Annotated in this window: 12 protein-coding genes and 1 pseudogene; 6 read left to right on the top strand and 7 right to left on the bottom strand. The window is 65.0% G+C overall.

What is annotated here, in order from left to right; genetic code table 11:
• Positions 1–163 precede the first annotated feature (163 nt).
• The gene (gene quiC, locus V0R59_RS11430; protein WP_330073950.1) at positions 164–2,080 is read right to left on the bottom strand and encodes a 3-dehydroshikimate dehydratase QuiC; all 1,917 of its coding nucleotides are present in this window, start codon (positions 2,078–2,080) and stop codon (positions 164–166) included.
• A gap of 290 nt (positions 2,081–2,370) precedes the next feature.
• Here quiC and V0R59_RS11435 point away from each other — a divergent pair, with 290 nt between their 5' ends.
• Entirely contained in the window at positions 2,371–3,708 is a 1,338-nt protein-coding gene (locus tag V0R59_RS11435) for an MFS transporter (protein WP_330073951.1), read from the top strand.
• Between the two features lie 61 nt (positions 3,709–3,769).
• Here V0R59_RS11435 and V0R59_RS11440 read toward each other — a convergent pair whose 3' ends face one another.
• The 3 genes from V0R59_RS11440 to V0R59_RS11450 form a co-directional block, all read right to left on the bottom strand.
• Positions 3,770–4,630: a DMT family transporter gene (locus V0R59_RS11440; protein ID WP_330073952.1), complete on the bottom strand. Its 861-nt coding sequence runs from the start codon at positions 4,628–4,630 to the stop codon at positions 3,770–3,772.
• Positions 4,631–4,645: 15 nt separating this feature from the next.
• Positions 4,646–5,461, bottom strand: a complete 816-nt coding sequence (locus V0R59_RS11445; RefSeq protein WP_330073953.1) for a sugar phosphate isomerase/epimerase family protein — start codon at positions 5,459–5,461, stop codon at positions 4,646–4,648.
• A 181-nt stretch (positions 5,462–5,642) separates the two neighbouring features.
• Positions 5,643–6,419 carry an IclR family transcriptional regulator gene (locus V0R59_RS11450; protein ID WP_330073954.1) on the bottom strand — a complete coding sequence of 259 codons (777 nt, stop codon included), beginning with the start codon at positions 6,417–6,419 and terminating at the stop codon, positions 5,643–5,645.
• 162 nt (positions 6,420–6,581) lie between these two features.
• On the opposite strand from V0R59_RS11450, the gene V0R59_RS11455 reads away from it, so the two are divergent.
• Positions 6,582–8,297 (top strand): FAD-dependent oxidoreductase, encoded by a 1,716-nt coding sequence (locus V0R59_RS11455; RefSeq protein WP_330073955.1) that lies wholly within the window; start codon positions 6,582–6,584, stop codon positions 8,295–8,297.
• Here the strand turns inward: V0R59_RS11455 and V0R59_RS11460 are convergent, their stop codons facing one another.
• Complete coding sequence (locus V0R59_RS11460) at positions 8,298–8,702, bottom strand: VOC family protein (protein WP_330073956.1); 405 nt, start codon at positions 8,700–8,702, stop codon at positions 8,298–8,300.
• A gap of 60 nt (positions 8,703–8,762) precedes the next feature.
• Here V0R59_RS11460 and V0R59_RS11465 point away from each other — a divergent pair, with 60 nt between their 5' ends.
• Positions 8,763–9,071, top strand: a complete 309-nt coding sequence (locus V0R59_RS11465; protein ID WP_330073957.1) for a putative quinol monooxygenase — start codon at positions 8,763–8,765, stop codon at positions 9,069–9,071.
• Positions 9,072–9,176: 105 nt separating this feature from the next.
• Here V0R59_RS11465 and pcaG read toward each other — a convergent pair whose 3' ends face one another.
• Positions 9,177–9,782: a protocatechuate 3,4-dioxygenase subunit alpha gene (pcaG, locus tag V0R59_RS11470; RefSeq protein WP_330073958.1), complete on the bottom strand. Its 606-nt coding sequence runs from the start codon at positions 9,780–9,782 to the stop codon at positions 9,177–9,179.
• Between the two features lie 11 nt (positions 9,783–9,793).
• The gene (gene pcaH / locus V0R59_RS11475; protein WP_330073959.1) at positions 9,794–10,513 is read right to left on the bottom strand and encodes a protocatechuate 3,4-dioxygenase subunit beta; all 720 of its coding nucleotides are present in this window, start codon (positions 10,511–10,513) and stop codon (positions 9,794–9,796) included.
• Between the two features lie 196 nt (positions 10,514–10,709).
• On the opposite strand from pcaH, the gene ypfJ reads away from it, so the two are divergent.
• The 3 genes and pseudogenes from ypfJ (at position 10,710) to V0R59_RS31900 (ending at position 13,705) form a co-directional block, all read left to right on the top strand.
• Positions 10,710–11,588, top strand: coding sequence for a KPN_02809 family neutral zinc metallopeptidase (gene ypfJ, locus V0R59_RS11480; RefSeq protein ID WP_330073960.1), 879 nt, complete (start codon positions 10,710–10,712; stop codon positions 11,586–11,588).
• A 335-nt stretch (positions 11,589–11,923) separates the two neighbouring features.
• Positions 11,924–12,802 (top strand): annotated as a pseudogene (locus tag V0R59_RS31895) (methyl-accepting chemotaxis protein); the annotation flags it as partial.
• 198 nt (positions 12,803–13,000) lie between these two features.
• Complete coding sequence (locus V0R59_RS31900) at positions 13,001–13,705, top strand: methyl-accepting chemotaxis protein (protein ID WP_375547351.1); 705 nt, start codon at positions 13,001–13,003, stop codon at positions 13,703–13,705.
• The last annotated feature ends 94 nt before the right edge of the window (positions 13,706–13,799 follow it).

A 13,799-nucleotide genomic window follows, 5' to 3' on the forward strand; every position in this document is an offset into this window, starting at 1 on the left:
GGCGCAATTATGGGCCCCGCATGCACCAGAAGAAAGCCTTGGGGGTGTAGGGAGATTCAGAGCCCCGGACTGACTCTGTGGGAGCGGGTTTACCCGCGATTGCTTCAGTGGCTTCAACACTGCAATCGCGGGTAAACCCGCTCCCACAAGGTTGCGCGATGCCTTACAACTTGGCGTGACGCAACCCGCCCGCCCGGGCCTTGGCCATCGCCGCCAGGCGCACCGCCACGTTCGCCGCGCCATATCCGGCATAGCCGTTGCGGCGCTGGATCACCTCGAAGAAGAAGCGATCCTCGAACGGCTCGGTGTACACGTGGAACAGCTCGCCACCGTTGGCATCGCGGTCATACAGCACGTTGTAGTACGCCAGCTCGCTGAGGAACTCGTCGTCGAAATCGAAGCGCGCCGCCAGGTCGTCGTAGTAGTTCAGCGGGATGTCCAGCAGCGCCACGCCGGCTTCCTTGGCCTTTTTCACGGCAGTGAAGATGTCCTCACAGTCGAAGGCGATGTGGTGCACGCCCGAGCCGCGGTAATGGGACAGGGCATGGGAAATCGCCGTATTGCGGTTTTCCGAGATGTTCAGCGGCAGACGAACGGTGCTGCACTTGCTGCGCAGCGCACGGCTCTTGACCAGGCCGTAAGGGTCGGGCAGGACCACTTCGTCGTCGGCCTTGAAGTCGAGCAGGCTCTTGTAGAACAGCACCCAGGTGTCCAGACCGTCCGCCGGCAGGGCCATGGCCATGTGGTCGATGCGGGTCAGCCCGAGGCTGTTGGCCGACGTCGCGCCCTGCAGGCTGAAGTCGGTGTCGTAGATGGTGCGCCCGTCAGCATCCTGGTCGACCAGGTAGATCAGGCTGCCATCCGGCGCGCGGACCGCCGCCAGCTCACGTTCATTCGGGCCGACCAGGCCGCGGTAGGGCTGGCCGTGATAACCCACGGCGCGGGCCAGGGCCTTGGCGCTGTCCTTGACCCGTACCGCCGTGGCGCACAGCGACGGGCCATGGCTTTCGAAGAAGTTGTGGGCGAAGGAATAGGGTTCGGCATTGAGGATCAGGTTGATATCGCCTTGGCGCAGCAGGCTGACATCCTTCGAACGGTGCTGGCCGACCTTGGTAAAACCGAGCCCTTCCAGCCAGCCGCCGAGCTTGGCGCCCGACGCGTCGTCCACGGCGAATTCGAGGAATTCGACACCGTCATAGGTATCCGCAGCCGGCGGGGCGAACAGCAGCTGCGGCTCGTCGGCCACCGCCGGCGCGGTCTGCAGCAGGCGCTCGCGGGTCTTTTCTTCGAGGTACAGCAGCGAACGCAGGCCGTCGGCGGCATTGGCCCGTGGCGGCGCGGCGCGGAAGCCGTCGTTGAAGATTTCCAGGGACAGCGGGCCGCGATAGCCGGCCTTGAGGATCGGCGCGAGGAACGCCGGCAGGTCGAATTCGCCCTGGCCGGGGAAGCAGCGGAAATGCCGGCTCCACTCCAGCACGTCCATGGCCAGGATCGGCGCGTCGGCCATCTGCACGAAGAAGATCTTCTCCCCCGGCACCTGGGCGATGCCGCTCGGGTCGCCCTTGATCGAGTAGGTATGGAAGCTGTCGAGGATCATCCCCAGCGCCGGATGATCGGCCTGGCGGACGATGTCCCAGACCTGCTGCCACTGGTTCACGTGGCGCCCCCAGGCCAGGGCCTCGTAGCCGATGCGCAAATTGCGTGCGCCGGCACGCTCGGCCAGCAGGCTGAGGTCATCCACCAGGATCCGTTGTTCACCCAGGGCATCGGCGGCGACGTTGCTGCAGACCAGCACCAGATCGGTGCCGAGCTCCTGCATCAGGTCGAACTTGCGTTCGGCGCGATCAAGGTTGCGCGACAGGCGGTCGCGGCGGCAGCCTTCGAAGTCACGGAAGGGCTGGAACAGGGTGATATCCAGGCCCAGGTCGGCGCAGCGCTGCCTGATTTCACGGGGACTGCCATCGTAGTAGAGGAGGTCGTTTTCAAAGATCTCGACACCGTCGAAACCCGCGGCGGCTATGGCTTCGAGCTTTTCCGGCAGGGTGCCGCTGAGGGACACGGTGGCAATCGAACGCTGCATCTTCAGTCTCCTGTGGGCAGGCAGTGCCCAAACTGAGGAGAATTATTGGCCCGGGCGAAAATCCGCTCAAGAAAAAGGTACGAACTGGTTAGTTTTGTGTGCGATTATCGCCCGAAATGCGCTGTGACGAATTGACCCTTTTTTGAGCAGTGCGCACCATTTCAAACCATGGAAGCAGGGATCGTCGGCCACCGTACCCGGTCGATCCTGCCAAATAAGGCTTATGCAATGCCGTTTCTTGCGTCACCCAAGGCTCGACCTATAAACATAAAAAATACGGGTAACCCACGATGATCCACAGCACCAGCAATCCCGCTGCTCAGCCGCTGAGCAGTTCCCCGCACGCAGGTATCGGCGACAAGATCCGCGGCGCCATGGCCGTCGGCAAGACCCGTTGGGTCATGCTCGCCCTGGTGTTCTTCGCCACCACCCTGAACTACATCGACCGCGCCGCCCTCGGCGTCATGCAGCCTATCCTGGCCAAGGAAATGAGCTGGACGGCGATGGACTACGCCAACATCAACTTCTGGTTCCAGGTCGGCTATGCCATCGGCTTCGTCCTGCAGGGCCGGCTGATCGACCGCGTCGGCGTGAAGCGCGTGTTCTTCTGCGCCGTGCTGCTCTGGAGCCTGGCCACCGGCGCCCACGGCCTGGCCACCTCGGCGGTCGGCTTCATGGTCTGCCGCTTCATCCTCGGCCTGACCGAAGCCGCCAACTACCCGGCCTGCGTCAAGACCACCCGCCTGTGGTTCCCGGCCGGTGAGCGCGCCGTGGCTACCGGCATCTTCAACGCCGGCACCAACGTCGGCGCCATGTTCACCCCGATGCTGCTGCCGCTGATCCTCACCGTCTGGGGCTGGCAGGCCGCGTTCATGGCCATGGGCGCCCTGGGCCTGGTGTGGGTGATCTTCTGGGGCCTGAAGTACTTCAACCCCGAAGAGCACCCGACCGTCACCGCCGCCGAACGTGCCTACGTGATGGGCGAAGCCGAGCCCGAGCAGAAAGGCGTGCCGTTCTCGCGGATCCTGCGCATGCGTGGCACCTGGGCCTTCGCCCTGGCCTACTCGATCACTGCGCCGGTGTTCTGGTTCTACCTGTACTGGCTGCCGCCGTTCCTCAACCAGCAATACAGCCTGGGCATCAGCGTCACCCAGATGGGCATCCCGCTGATCGTCATCTACCTCAGCGCCGACTTCGGCAGCGTCGGTGGCGGCATCCTCTCCTCGTTCCTCATCGGTCGCGGCGTGGCCCCGGTCAAGGCGCGGCTGATGTCGATGCTGCTGTTCGCCGCCACCATCATCGGCGTGATCTTCGCCGCCGGCGCCAGCAGCCTGTGGGTCGCGGTACTGGCGATCTCCCTGGCCATCGCCGCGCACCAGGCCTGGACCGCCAACATCTGGAGCCTGGTGATGGACTACACGCCCAAGCACATGATGAGCACCGTGTTCGGCTTCGGCGGCATGTGCGCGGCCATCGGCGGCATGTTCATGACCCAGATCGTCGGCTACGTGCTGACCGTCACCAACAACAACTACAGCGTGTTGTTCACCATGATCCCGCTGATGTACTTCATCGCGCTGACCTGGATGTACTTCATGGCACCACGCAAGGTTCCGAAGGTCGACTGATCCCTGGCCTGCTCCACCCTCGCGGGGCCTGTCCTGATCCAGGACAGGCCCCGCGTGCGTTTCAGCGTCGCCGTTGCAGCCAGGCCGCAGCCAGCCCGCTCAGGCAGACGATGGCGATACCGATCAGCCCCCACTGGTCCGGGCGCTGGCCGAACAGCACGATCCCCATCAACCCGGCGAAGACGATCTGGCAGTAGCTGAACGGCGCCAGCATCGCCGGTGGCGCATGGCGGAAGGCCTGGGTCAGGAACAGGTGGGCGAGCATGCCGAAGGTGCCGAGCGCCAGGGTCATGAGGCCGTGGGTCAAGGTCGGGACGGTCCAGAGGAACGGCACCAGTGCGCTCATCACCAGGGTATTGAACAGCCCGGTGAAGAAGTTGGTAGCCGTCGGGCTGTCCACCTGGCTCAGCTTGCGAGTGAGTATCTGGTAGAAGCAGAAACAGGTCGCCGAGCCGAAGGGCAGCAGCACTGCCGGCGTGAACAGCGCGCCGCCGGGATGGACGATGATCAGCACGCCGACGAAGCTGGCCAGCACCGCGAGCCACTGGCCCTTGCTCACCGACTCCTTGAGCAACGGCAGCGACAGCGCCGTCACCATCAGCGGCGCGAGGAAGTTCACCGCCGTCGCCTCGGCGAGCGGCAGGTACTGCAGCGCCTTGGTGAACAGCAGGCTGCAGCCCAGCAGGCACAAGGCCCGCGCCGCCTGCAGGCGCGGCCGGCGGGTGCGCAGGCCACTCAGGCCGGCCTGGGGCAGGAAGATCCCCAGCATCAGCAGCGTGTGAACCAGATAGCGTGCCCACACCACCCAGACAATCGGATAGAACCCCGACAGGTACTTCGACATCGCGTCGTGGCTGGAAAACAGGAAGGTCGCGAGAACGACCAGCAGGATGCCTTTGAACGGTTGACTGACGGAGGGCATGGGCGGCTCGACGCGTTAGAGGTGGCTCAATACGGTGTGGGTCTTTTCCAGCGCCCACTGTGCACGCTGCAGCGCGGACACGCCCTGCTCCAGCAGCTGCCGGGTGGGAATCTCCAGGCTCAAGGGCATGTCGGGGGAAACGCTGGCGAGCAGCCCGCGCAGATCGCAGTCGCCGTCACCGGGAAAACGCCGCTCGTTGCGCGCCTGACGCAAGATCTCGGCCATGTCGTCCGGGCGTGGCCCGGCCACGTCGCACAGCTGCAGGTAGCGCATGCGCGAGGCCGGGACCTTGCGCAGGTCTTCCAGGCGCGAAGCGGAGCGGTCGAAGTGGAAGGCGTCGACCAGCACGCAGCCGTTCTCGCGGTTGGCGGCAGTGACGATTTCCCAGGCCTGGGTGAGGTTCTTCGCATCCGTCCAGGGCATGAACTCCAGGTGCGGGTAGATGCCGTACTTCGCTGCCAGGTCGCACAGGGCGGCGAAGTTGTCGGTCATTCGGGCCTGGTCCGGATCGTTGCCGGCCACCAGCAGTTCAGTGGCGCCGAAATCCGCACCCACTGCCAGCAGGGCATCGAAATCGGCGACGCGGGTTTCCGGCTTCAGGCGAAGAATCTCGATGTCCAGCACCTTGATCCCGGTGTCGCGCAGGCGCGCGGCGGTTTGCTGGCGCAGGGCGGCGTCGCGGACCAGGGGGAAATGGTGTTCTTCCGGGGTGGCAGGTTCGAGACGCAGGCCGACGTGGCTGTAGCCGGCGCGGGCGGCGACTTCGACCATTTCCGGGGGGGAAAGCTCAAGGACGGTGAGGGCGGCCAGGGAGAGGATGCGTTGGCTCATGGGGGTGGTGTTCTCTTTTGTTCTGGGTGCAATTATTTAGAACTTGGTTCCAGTTTCAATGCAAGCAGAAAAAAGGCTGTTCTGTGTTCAGAGAGTGAGAACACAGAGGAAATGTTTGTGTGGATATCAGGGCCTCATCGCGGGCAAGCCAGCGATGAGGCCCTCAAGAACAACCAGGAACTCAGACAAACAACTCGGAAGCCGGACTCGCCGCCGACAACTCCTGCACCGTCTCCAGCAGCAACGGCGCCAGCTCATGCATCCGCGCCTCGCTCATCCGCGCCGTCGGCCCGGCGATGCTCACCACCCCCAGCGCATGCCCGTCCCGCGGATCGGCAATCACCGCCGCCAGCGCCGACATGCCCACCGCCGAGCTCTCCACCACCCAGGCATAGCCATGCTCCCGGGCAACACGCAGGCGCTCCAGCAGCTCGGCATTGGACTTCGGCGCGTTCGGGCCGAAATCCTCGGCAGGCGCTATGCCCTGGCGCTCCACCAGCAGCAACGCCTGGGCATCGCTCAGGCTGGCCAGCCAGGCATGCCCCGAGGCGCTGTAGAACAGCGGCGCATCACGCCCCATGTCCGGGTCGTACTTGAGCCCGGAGCGAGCGCCCTGGGACTTGGCGATCCAGGTCTGGCGCTCGCCGTCGATCACTCCAAGGCGCACCAGCTCGCCGCTCTGCCCGGCCAGCTGATCGAGAATCGGCTGGACGATATCCGCGCCACTGTTGGCCAGGTAGCGAAAGCCCATGGCCACCAGCCGGGTGCTCAGCAGGTAGCGGCTGTTCTCCGGGTTCTGCCGCACGTAGCCCAGGCGGATCAGCTCGGCGAGCATGCGGTGGGTCGCGCTCTTGGGAATGTCCAGCTGCTCGGACAGGGTCTGCATCGGCAGCCCGCGAGGCTCGCTGGTAAGGCTTTCGATAAGGCTGAACGCGCGTTCGATCTGACTGCCGGCCATGGTCATGGTCCCTGGAAATGTTGCGGAATTCTAAAGAGCGCCAGGCAAAGCGCAAACCACTGTTCGATCTTCGCCCAACTTCGTCGGCCACGGCTTGGCTCTCGCAGAGCGATGATAGATTATGGAATCAAGTTCCAGAAAATAATACAGCGAGGATTATTCATGACCGCCCTTCCCTCCCACGCCCGCACGGTGGACTGCGATGTCCTGGTGATCGGCTCCGGCGCCGCCGGTCTCAGCGCTGCGGTCACTGCCGCCTGGCACGGCCAGAAGGTCATCGTGGTGGAGAAGGATCCGGTATTCGGCGGCGCCAGCGCCTGGTCCGGCGGCTGGGCCTGGGTGCCGTGCAACCCGCTGGCGCGTCGCGCCGGGATCGTCGAGGAGCGCTCGGCACCCCGCACCTACCTGGAACATGAGTTGGGCGAGCGCTTCAATGCGCCGCTGATCGACGCCTTCCTCGAAGCCGCCCCCAACATGGTCGGCTTCTTCGAGAAACACACTTCATTGCAGTTCGCCGACGGCAACGGCATCGCCGATATCCACGGTGACACACCGGGTGCCGGCACCGGCGGCCGCTCGGTGATCGCCGCCCCCTACGACGCCCGGCAGACAGGCAAGCTGCTCAAGCGCCTGCGTCGGACGATGCGCGAAACCTCGTTCTGGGGCATGCCGATCATGGCCGGCAAGGACCTCGGCGCCTTCCTCACCCTGACCCGTTCCTGGCGCTCGCTGCTGCACGTGGGCAAGCGCGTCGGCAAGCACCTGCTCGACCTGGCCAGCCACGGCCGGGCCCTGCACCTGGTCAACGGCGTGGCGCTGGTGGCGCGCCTGGCCAAGTCGGCCGAAGACCTCGGCGTGCTGCTCTGGGAGTCCGCCCCCGCCCGCCGCCTGCTGCTGGAAGACGGCAAGGTGACCGGTGCCGTGGTGCAGACCGCCAATGGCGAAGTGACCATCAACGCCCGCGCCGTGGTCCTCGCGGCGGGCGGTTTTCCCAACGATATCGAGCGCCGCAAGGCGCTGTTCCCGCGCACCCCGACCGGCCACGAGCACCTGGCCCTGCCGCCCATGGCCGCCAACGGCGATGGCCTGCGCCTCGGCGAAAGCGCCGGCGGCAAGGTCGCCGACGACCTGCACAGCCCGGTGGCCTGGGCGCCGGTGTCGAAGGTGCCTTATGCCGACGGCAGCAGCGGCCACTTCCCGCACATCATCGAACGCGGCAAGCCAGGGATCATCGGTGTGCTGGGCAACGGCCAGCGCTTCGTCAACGAGGCCGACGGCTACTACGACTACGTCAGCGCCATGGTCGCCGCCGCGCCGGGAGACAAGGTCGAGTCCTGGCTGATCTGCGACCACCGCTTCCAGCGTCGCTACGGCCTGGGCATCGCCCGACCGTTCCCGCTGCCAACCGCCTCGCTGGTGCGCAGCGGCTACCTGAAGCGCGCCGACAGCCTGCACGCGCTGGCCAACCAATGCGGCATCGACGCCCGCGGCCTGGTCGACACGGTCAGCGAGTACAACCGCCATGCCCGCCTCGGCGAAGACCCGCAGTTCGGTCGCGGCCGCACCCTGTACAACCGCAGGCAGGGCGATGCGCTGCATGGGCCGAATCCCTGCGTGGCGCCGATCGAGCAAGGGCCGTTCTATGCGGTGAAGGTCGAGCCGGGCTGCTTCGGCACTTTCGCCGGACTGCGCACCAACCAGCATGCGCAGGTACTGGATGCCGGCCAGCAACCGATCGAAGGGCTGTACGCGGCGGGCTGCGACATGGCCAGCATCATGGGCGGACACTACCCGGCGGGCGGCATCAACCTCGGGCCGGCGCTGACCTTCGGCTATATCGCCGGTCGCCACATTGCCGGCGTCACTGCCTACGAGTGATCAGTTGCAGCGTTGCCCGGAAATCGCCGGGTGATAGATCGGCTGGACCTTGTTCCCCGCCGGGTCCAGCAGGTGGAAGCTCCAGGTCCCGTCGCCGTGGGCGAACGGCGTATCGAGCAAGGTCACCCCGCACGCCTTGAGGTAGGCATGCCAGGCGTGCAGCTCGTCGATGCTGTCGACCACGAAGCCATAGTGATCCACCGCCTGCACGCCACTGCTGGGGGCGAAGGCGCGGCCCAGGGACAGGTTGTCGTTACCGCAGGTCAGGTAGACCAGGTCTTCGTTGGCGCGGTGCAGCACTTCCATGCCCAGCACATCCACATAGAAGCGTTCACAGACTTCGAGATTGGGCACCAGGATCGCAAGATGGCGCAGGCCGTTGAGGCGGCTTGGACGGACAGGCATGGTTTCGACTCCATTTTTGTATACAATTTTTCGCAAATATAAGACAAAAAGGAGTTCGACGTGTACAGCCTTCTACTCAAGACCCAACTCAAGCCCAGCAGCCTGGAGCAGTTCATGGACGCCATGCGGGTCAATGCCGCCAGCTCGGTGCGTGATGAGCCGGGGTGCCTGGTGTTCGATGTGATCCGGGATTTCAGCGATCCGGATCTGGTGTGGTTGTACGAGGTGTATGAAAGCGAAGCGGCGTTCGAGGCGCATATGCTGACGGCGCATTTTCTCGCCAGCCGGCCGTTGGTGGAGCCGCTGATCGTCAGTCAGGAGGTGATCGAGGGGGAGGTGGTGGCCTTGAATTCCAAAGCCAGAAGCTGACACGCCCCCTGTGGGAGCGGGTTCACCCGCGATTGCTGTAGTGAACTCACCATTGCAATCGCGGGTAAACCCGCTCCCACAGGGTTATGCAGCGTCAGTAATGCATCAGAAGTCGAAGAACACCGTCTCCCCTTCCCCCTGAATACGGATATCGAAGCGATACGCCGTCTTCCCGTCCCGCTCGCAGCGGGTCGCCACCAGGGTCTCGCGACGCTGCGGCTGCTCGATCAGGTTCAGCACCGGGTCCTTGGCGTTGGCCTCGGCCTCGTCGTCGAAGTAGATCCGCGTCTGCAGGTGAATGTTGATCCCCCGGGCGAACAGGCTGATGTTGATGTGCGGTGCCATCGGCACGCCAGCAGCGTTCTTTACCACGCCCGGCTTGACGGTCTGCATGGTCCACTCACCGGCATCGAAGGTGGTGGCGGTGCGACCAAAGCCGTTGAAGGCGTTTTCCAGGTTGTAGTCGGTCTGGTAGCCGCCCGCGTGGTCGGCCTGCCAGAACTCGATGAACGAGTCGCGTACCAGGTGGCCGTTGCCGTCATAGACGTTGCCGAACACCAGGATGTGCTCGCCCGGCGCGTCGCTGCGGGCCATCTGGCTCCAGATTTCCTGGTCGCGGGTCGGATTGCCGGCCGCTTCCAGGGCCAGGCCGATATGGACGTAGGGGCCGGCGGTCTGCGAAGGGGTTTCCGGCAGCAGTTCGATTGGCATGACGGGTCTCCTCAGCGGTTTTCGAAGTGGGTCGCGCGCTGGCCGCGCAGGACGATGTCGAAGCGGTACGCCAGGCAGTCCATCGGGTTGGCGTTGCTCATGTCCAGGCGGGCGATCAGCAGGTCGACCGCGGCCGGGTTGGCGATGCTCTTGACGATCGGGCACAGCGGGATCAACGGATCGCCTTCGAAATACAGCTGGGTGATCAAACGGGTGGAGATCGACGGACCGCTGATGGAGAAGTGGATATGCGCCGGACGCCAGTCGTTCGGGCCGTTGCGCCATGGGTACGGGCCCGGCTTGATGGTGCGGAAGCTGTAGCGGCCTTCGCTGTCGGTCAGGGCACGGCCGACGCCGCCGAAGTTCGGGTCGAGCGGGGCCAGGTAGCGGTCGTTCTTGTGGCGATAGCGACCGCCGGCGTTGGCTTGCCACATTTCCACCAGGGTGTTGGGGATCGGCTTGCCGTACTGGTCGAATACCCGACCGGTGACCAGGATGCGCTCGCCGACGGGCAGGCCACCGTTGTTGAAGTTGAGCAGCAGGTCGTTGTCGTGCTCGCCGAAACGCAGGTGGGAAAAGTCCGGCCCGGTGCTTTCGCTGATCGACTGCGGGATGCTCACCAGCGCCTGGCGCGGCGAGCGGGCGATGGAAGTCTTGTAGTCCGGGGTGAAGGCTTTCGGATGCCAGTTCCGATCACGGATGACGAAGCGACTGGTGTCTGTGGCAGACATGTCGTTCTCCTGTTCTTGGAGTTATGGAGAGCCCGATCAGGACGGGCGGGTGGTGCGGCGAAGTGTCCCTCGCCACGGCCTCGGCGAAAACTGAATTGTCCGACACCAACCATAACCAAATGGTTATGTGTAACCGCATGTCTCCCCGGTGGGCTACCCTTTAGGACGATGACACCACCCTCGTGGAGAGACACCCATGCAATGGCGAAAAGGCAGACGCAGCGACAACGTGGTCGATGCCCGGGGCGAGAGTCCGGGCGGCGGGATGCGCATGGGCGGCGGCAAGGGCCTGACCCTGGGCGCGGTGGTACTGATCGTCGGTATCGGCCTGCTCACCGGGCAGGATCCCATGCAGATCCTCGGACAGCTGGCCGGACAGATGCAGCAGGGCGGCACGCCGACCCAGACCCAGCCGCGACCGGCGGCCAACGACGAAGCCAGCCAGTTCGTCGCCAGCATCCTTGGCGACACCGAGGACACCTGGCGGGCGCTGTTCGCCCAGGCTGGCAAGCAATACAAGGACCCGAAACTGGTGCTGTTCAGCGGCCAGGTCAATTCCGCCTGCGGCTTCGCCACCTCGGCCACCGGGCCTTTCTATTGCCCGGCAGACCAGCAGGTCTACCTGGACATGAGCTTCTTCCGCGAGATGGAACAGCGCTTCGCCGCCGCCGGCGATTTTGCCCAGGCCTATGTGATCGCCCATGAGGTGGGTCACCACGTGCAGACCCTGCTGGGCATTTCGGCCAAGGTGAATGATGCCCGGCGCAGCGGCCAGCGCGTCGAAGGCGCCACCGGCCTGCTGGTGCGCCAAGAATTGCAGGCCGACTGTTTTGCCGGGGTCTGGGCCTACCAGGCGCAGCAGCGGCACGACTGGCTGGAGCCGGGGGATGTCGAGGAAGCGCTGAACGCCGCCAATGCCATCGGCGACGACCGCCTGCAGCAGCAAGGCCAGGGACGCGTGGTGCCGGACTCGTTCACCCATGGCACCTCGGCCCAGCGGGTGAAGTGGTTCAAGGCCGGGTTCGACAAGGGTGATGTGAACCAGTGCGACACCTTCAAGGCCAGGAGCCTTTGACGATCTGCCAGAAGAACTCTCCGGCAAGCCCCGCAAATGCGGGGCTTGTCACATCTTGTTGAGTATTTCTGTCGGATTTACTGAAAAAGCGTTTCAGCTCAGCGTCCTGAAGCCGATAAAGCCTGCTCAACACCCGCTGGCCTCCAAGAAAAAGAACCATCAGCGACCGCCGCCTCAGACCTTTTCCTGGAGGGACCCCCATGAACAGTTGGTTCGCCAACATCAGCGTCAACCGTAAACTCGGGCTGGGCTTCGGCCTCGTGCTCGTGCTCACCGCCCTGCTCGCCTTCGCCGGCTGGACCAGCCTGGGCAGCCTGATCCAGCGCAGCAACTGGATGAGCGATATCACCCGCCTCAACAGCGACCTGACCGAGCTGCGCGTCGCACGCCTGCAATACATGCTGGCCAACGGCGACGAGGCCACCGCTGCCAACCTGCAGGTCAAGCTCAACGACTTCGTGCAGCAGCAACAAAAGCTGCTCAAGACCTTCAAGAGCCCGGAAAACGTCAAGCTGCTGGAAGAGCAGGCACGCACCAGCGCGGCCTACCAGGTATCGCTGGAAAAGATGCGCGCCGCCTACAAGGGCGCCAACGCCGCCCGCGACAACATGGGCAGCACCGCCAGCAGCGCCCTGGGCCTGATCGAATCGATCGGCCAGGAACTGCTCGCCAGCCCCGATGCTCCGGGCCGCCTGCAACAGTACCAGGCGGTCAGCGCCGCCAAGGAGCAACTGATCCTGGTGCGCCTTGAAGTACGCCGCTACATGTCCGAGCCCTCCGAGCAAACCGAGCAGGCCAGCCTGCGCCAGCTCGACAGCGCCCTGGACCACGCCCGCCAGCTGACCCGCGTGCTGCCTGATGAAGGCGCGCGCCTGCAGCAATTCGAACAGGCGGTACTGGCCTATCGTGATGCGGTGACCCAGGTGAAAGCGGCCAACGCCGATATCGCCCTGGCGCGCAAGGAGATGACCGCGCAAGGCTACGACATCGTCAAGAACAGCGAAGCCCTGTACCAGATCCAGCTCGACCGCCGCGACGCCGAAAGCGCCAGCGCCCGCAGCCTGCAACTGGTCGCCACGCTGCTGGCACTGCTGGTGGGCATCCTGGCCGCGATCCTGATCACCCGCCAGATCACCCGTCCGCTGCGTGAAACCATGGCCGTGGTCGAGCGCATCGCCGCCGGCGACCTGACCCACGACCAGCGCGTCACCCGCCGCGACGAACTCGGTGTGCTGCAGCAGGGCATCCAGCGCATGGGCAGCACCCTGCGCGACCTGATCAGCGGTATCCGCGACGGCGTCACCCAGATCGCCAGCGCCGCCGAAGAACTGTCGGCCGTCACCGAGCAGACCAGCGCCGGCGCCAACAACCAGAAGAACGAGACCGACCAGGTCGCCACCGCCATGCATGAAATGGCGACCACCGTGCAGGAAGTCGCGCGCAACGCCGAGCATGCTTCGGCCGCCGCCACCGATGCCGACCGCCAGGCCCGTGCCGGCGACGACGTGGTGACCCAGGCCATCGCGCAGATCGAGAAGCTGGCCGACGAAGTGGCGCGTTCCACCGACGCCATGGCGCAGTTGCAACAGGAAAGCCAGAAGATCGGCAGCGTCATGGACGTGATCAAGTCGGTGGCCGAGCAGACCAACCTGCTGGCGCTCAACGCAGCGATCGAGGCGGCTCGGGCTGGCGAGGCCGGGCGTGGTTTCGCCGTGGTCGCCGACGAGGTGCGCGGGCTGGCCCAGCGCACGCAGAAATCCACCGAGGAAATCGAAGTGCTGGTGGCCGGCCTGCAGAACGGCACGCAGCAGGTGGCCAATGTCATGCTCGGCAGCCGCAGCCTGACCGACAGCAGCGTCGAGCTGACGCGCAAGGCGGGTACCTCGCTGGAAAGCATCACCCGCGTGGTATCCGACATCCAGTCGATGAACCAGCAGATCGCCGCGGCGGCCGAGCAGCAGAGCGCGGTGGCCGAGGAAATCAGCCGGAGCATCCTGAGTGTGCGGGATGTGTCGGAGCAGACCGCTTCGGCCAGCGAAGAGACCGCGGCGTCCAGCGTGGAGCTGGCGCGACTGGGGAATCAGTTGCAGATGATGGTCAGTCACTTCCGGGTTTGATGCCCGCCTGAAAAGAAGCCTGGCGCGGACCTGTGGGAGGGGGGGGGGGGCCGGGTACAGCGGGGGGCTCGCCAGGTGCCAACCCCGGGCGGCG

Origin of the sequence: Pseudomonas ulcerans (genome assembly GCF_036324125.1) — a bacterium.
GTDB lineage: Bacteria > Pseudomonadota > Gammaproteobacteria > Pseudomonadales > Pseudomonadaceae > Aquipseudomonas > Aquipseudomonas ulcerans.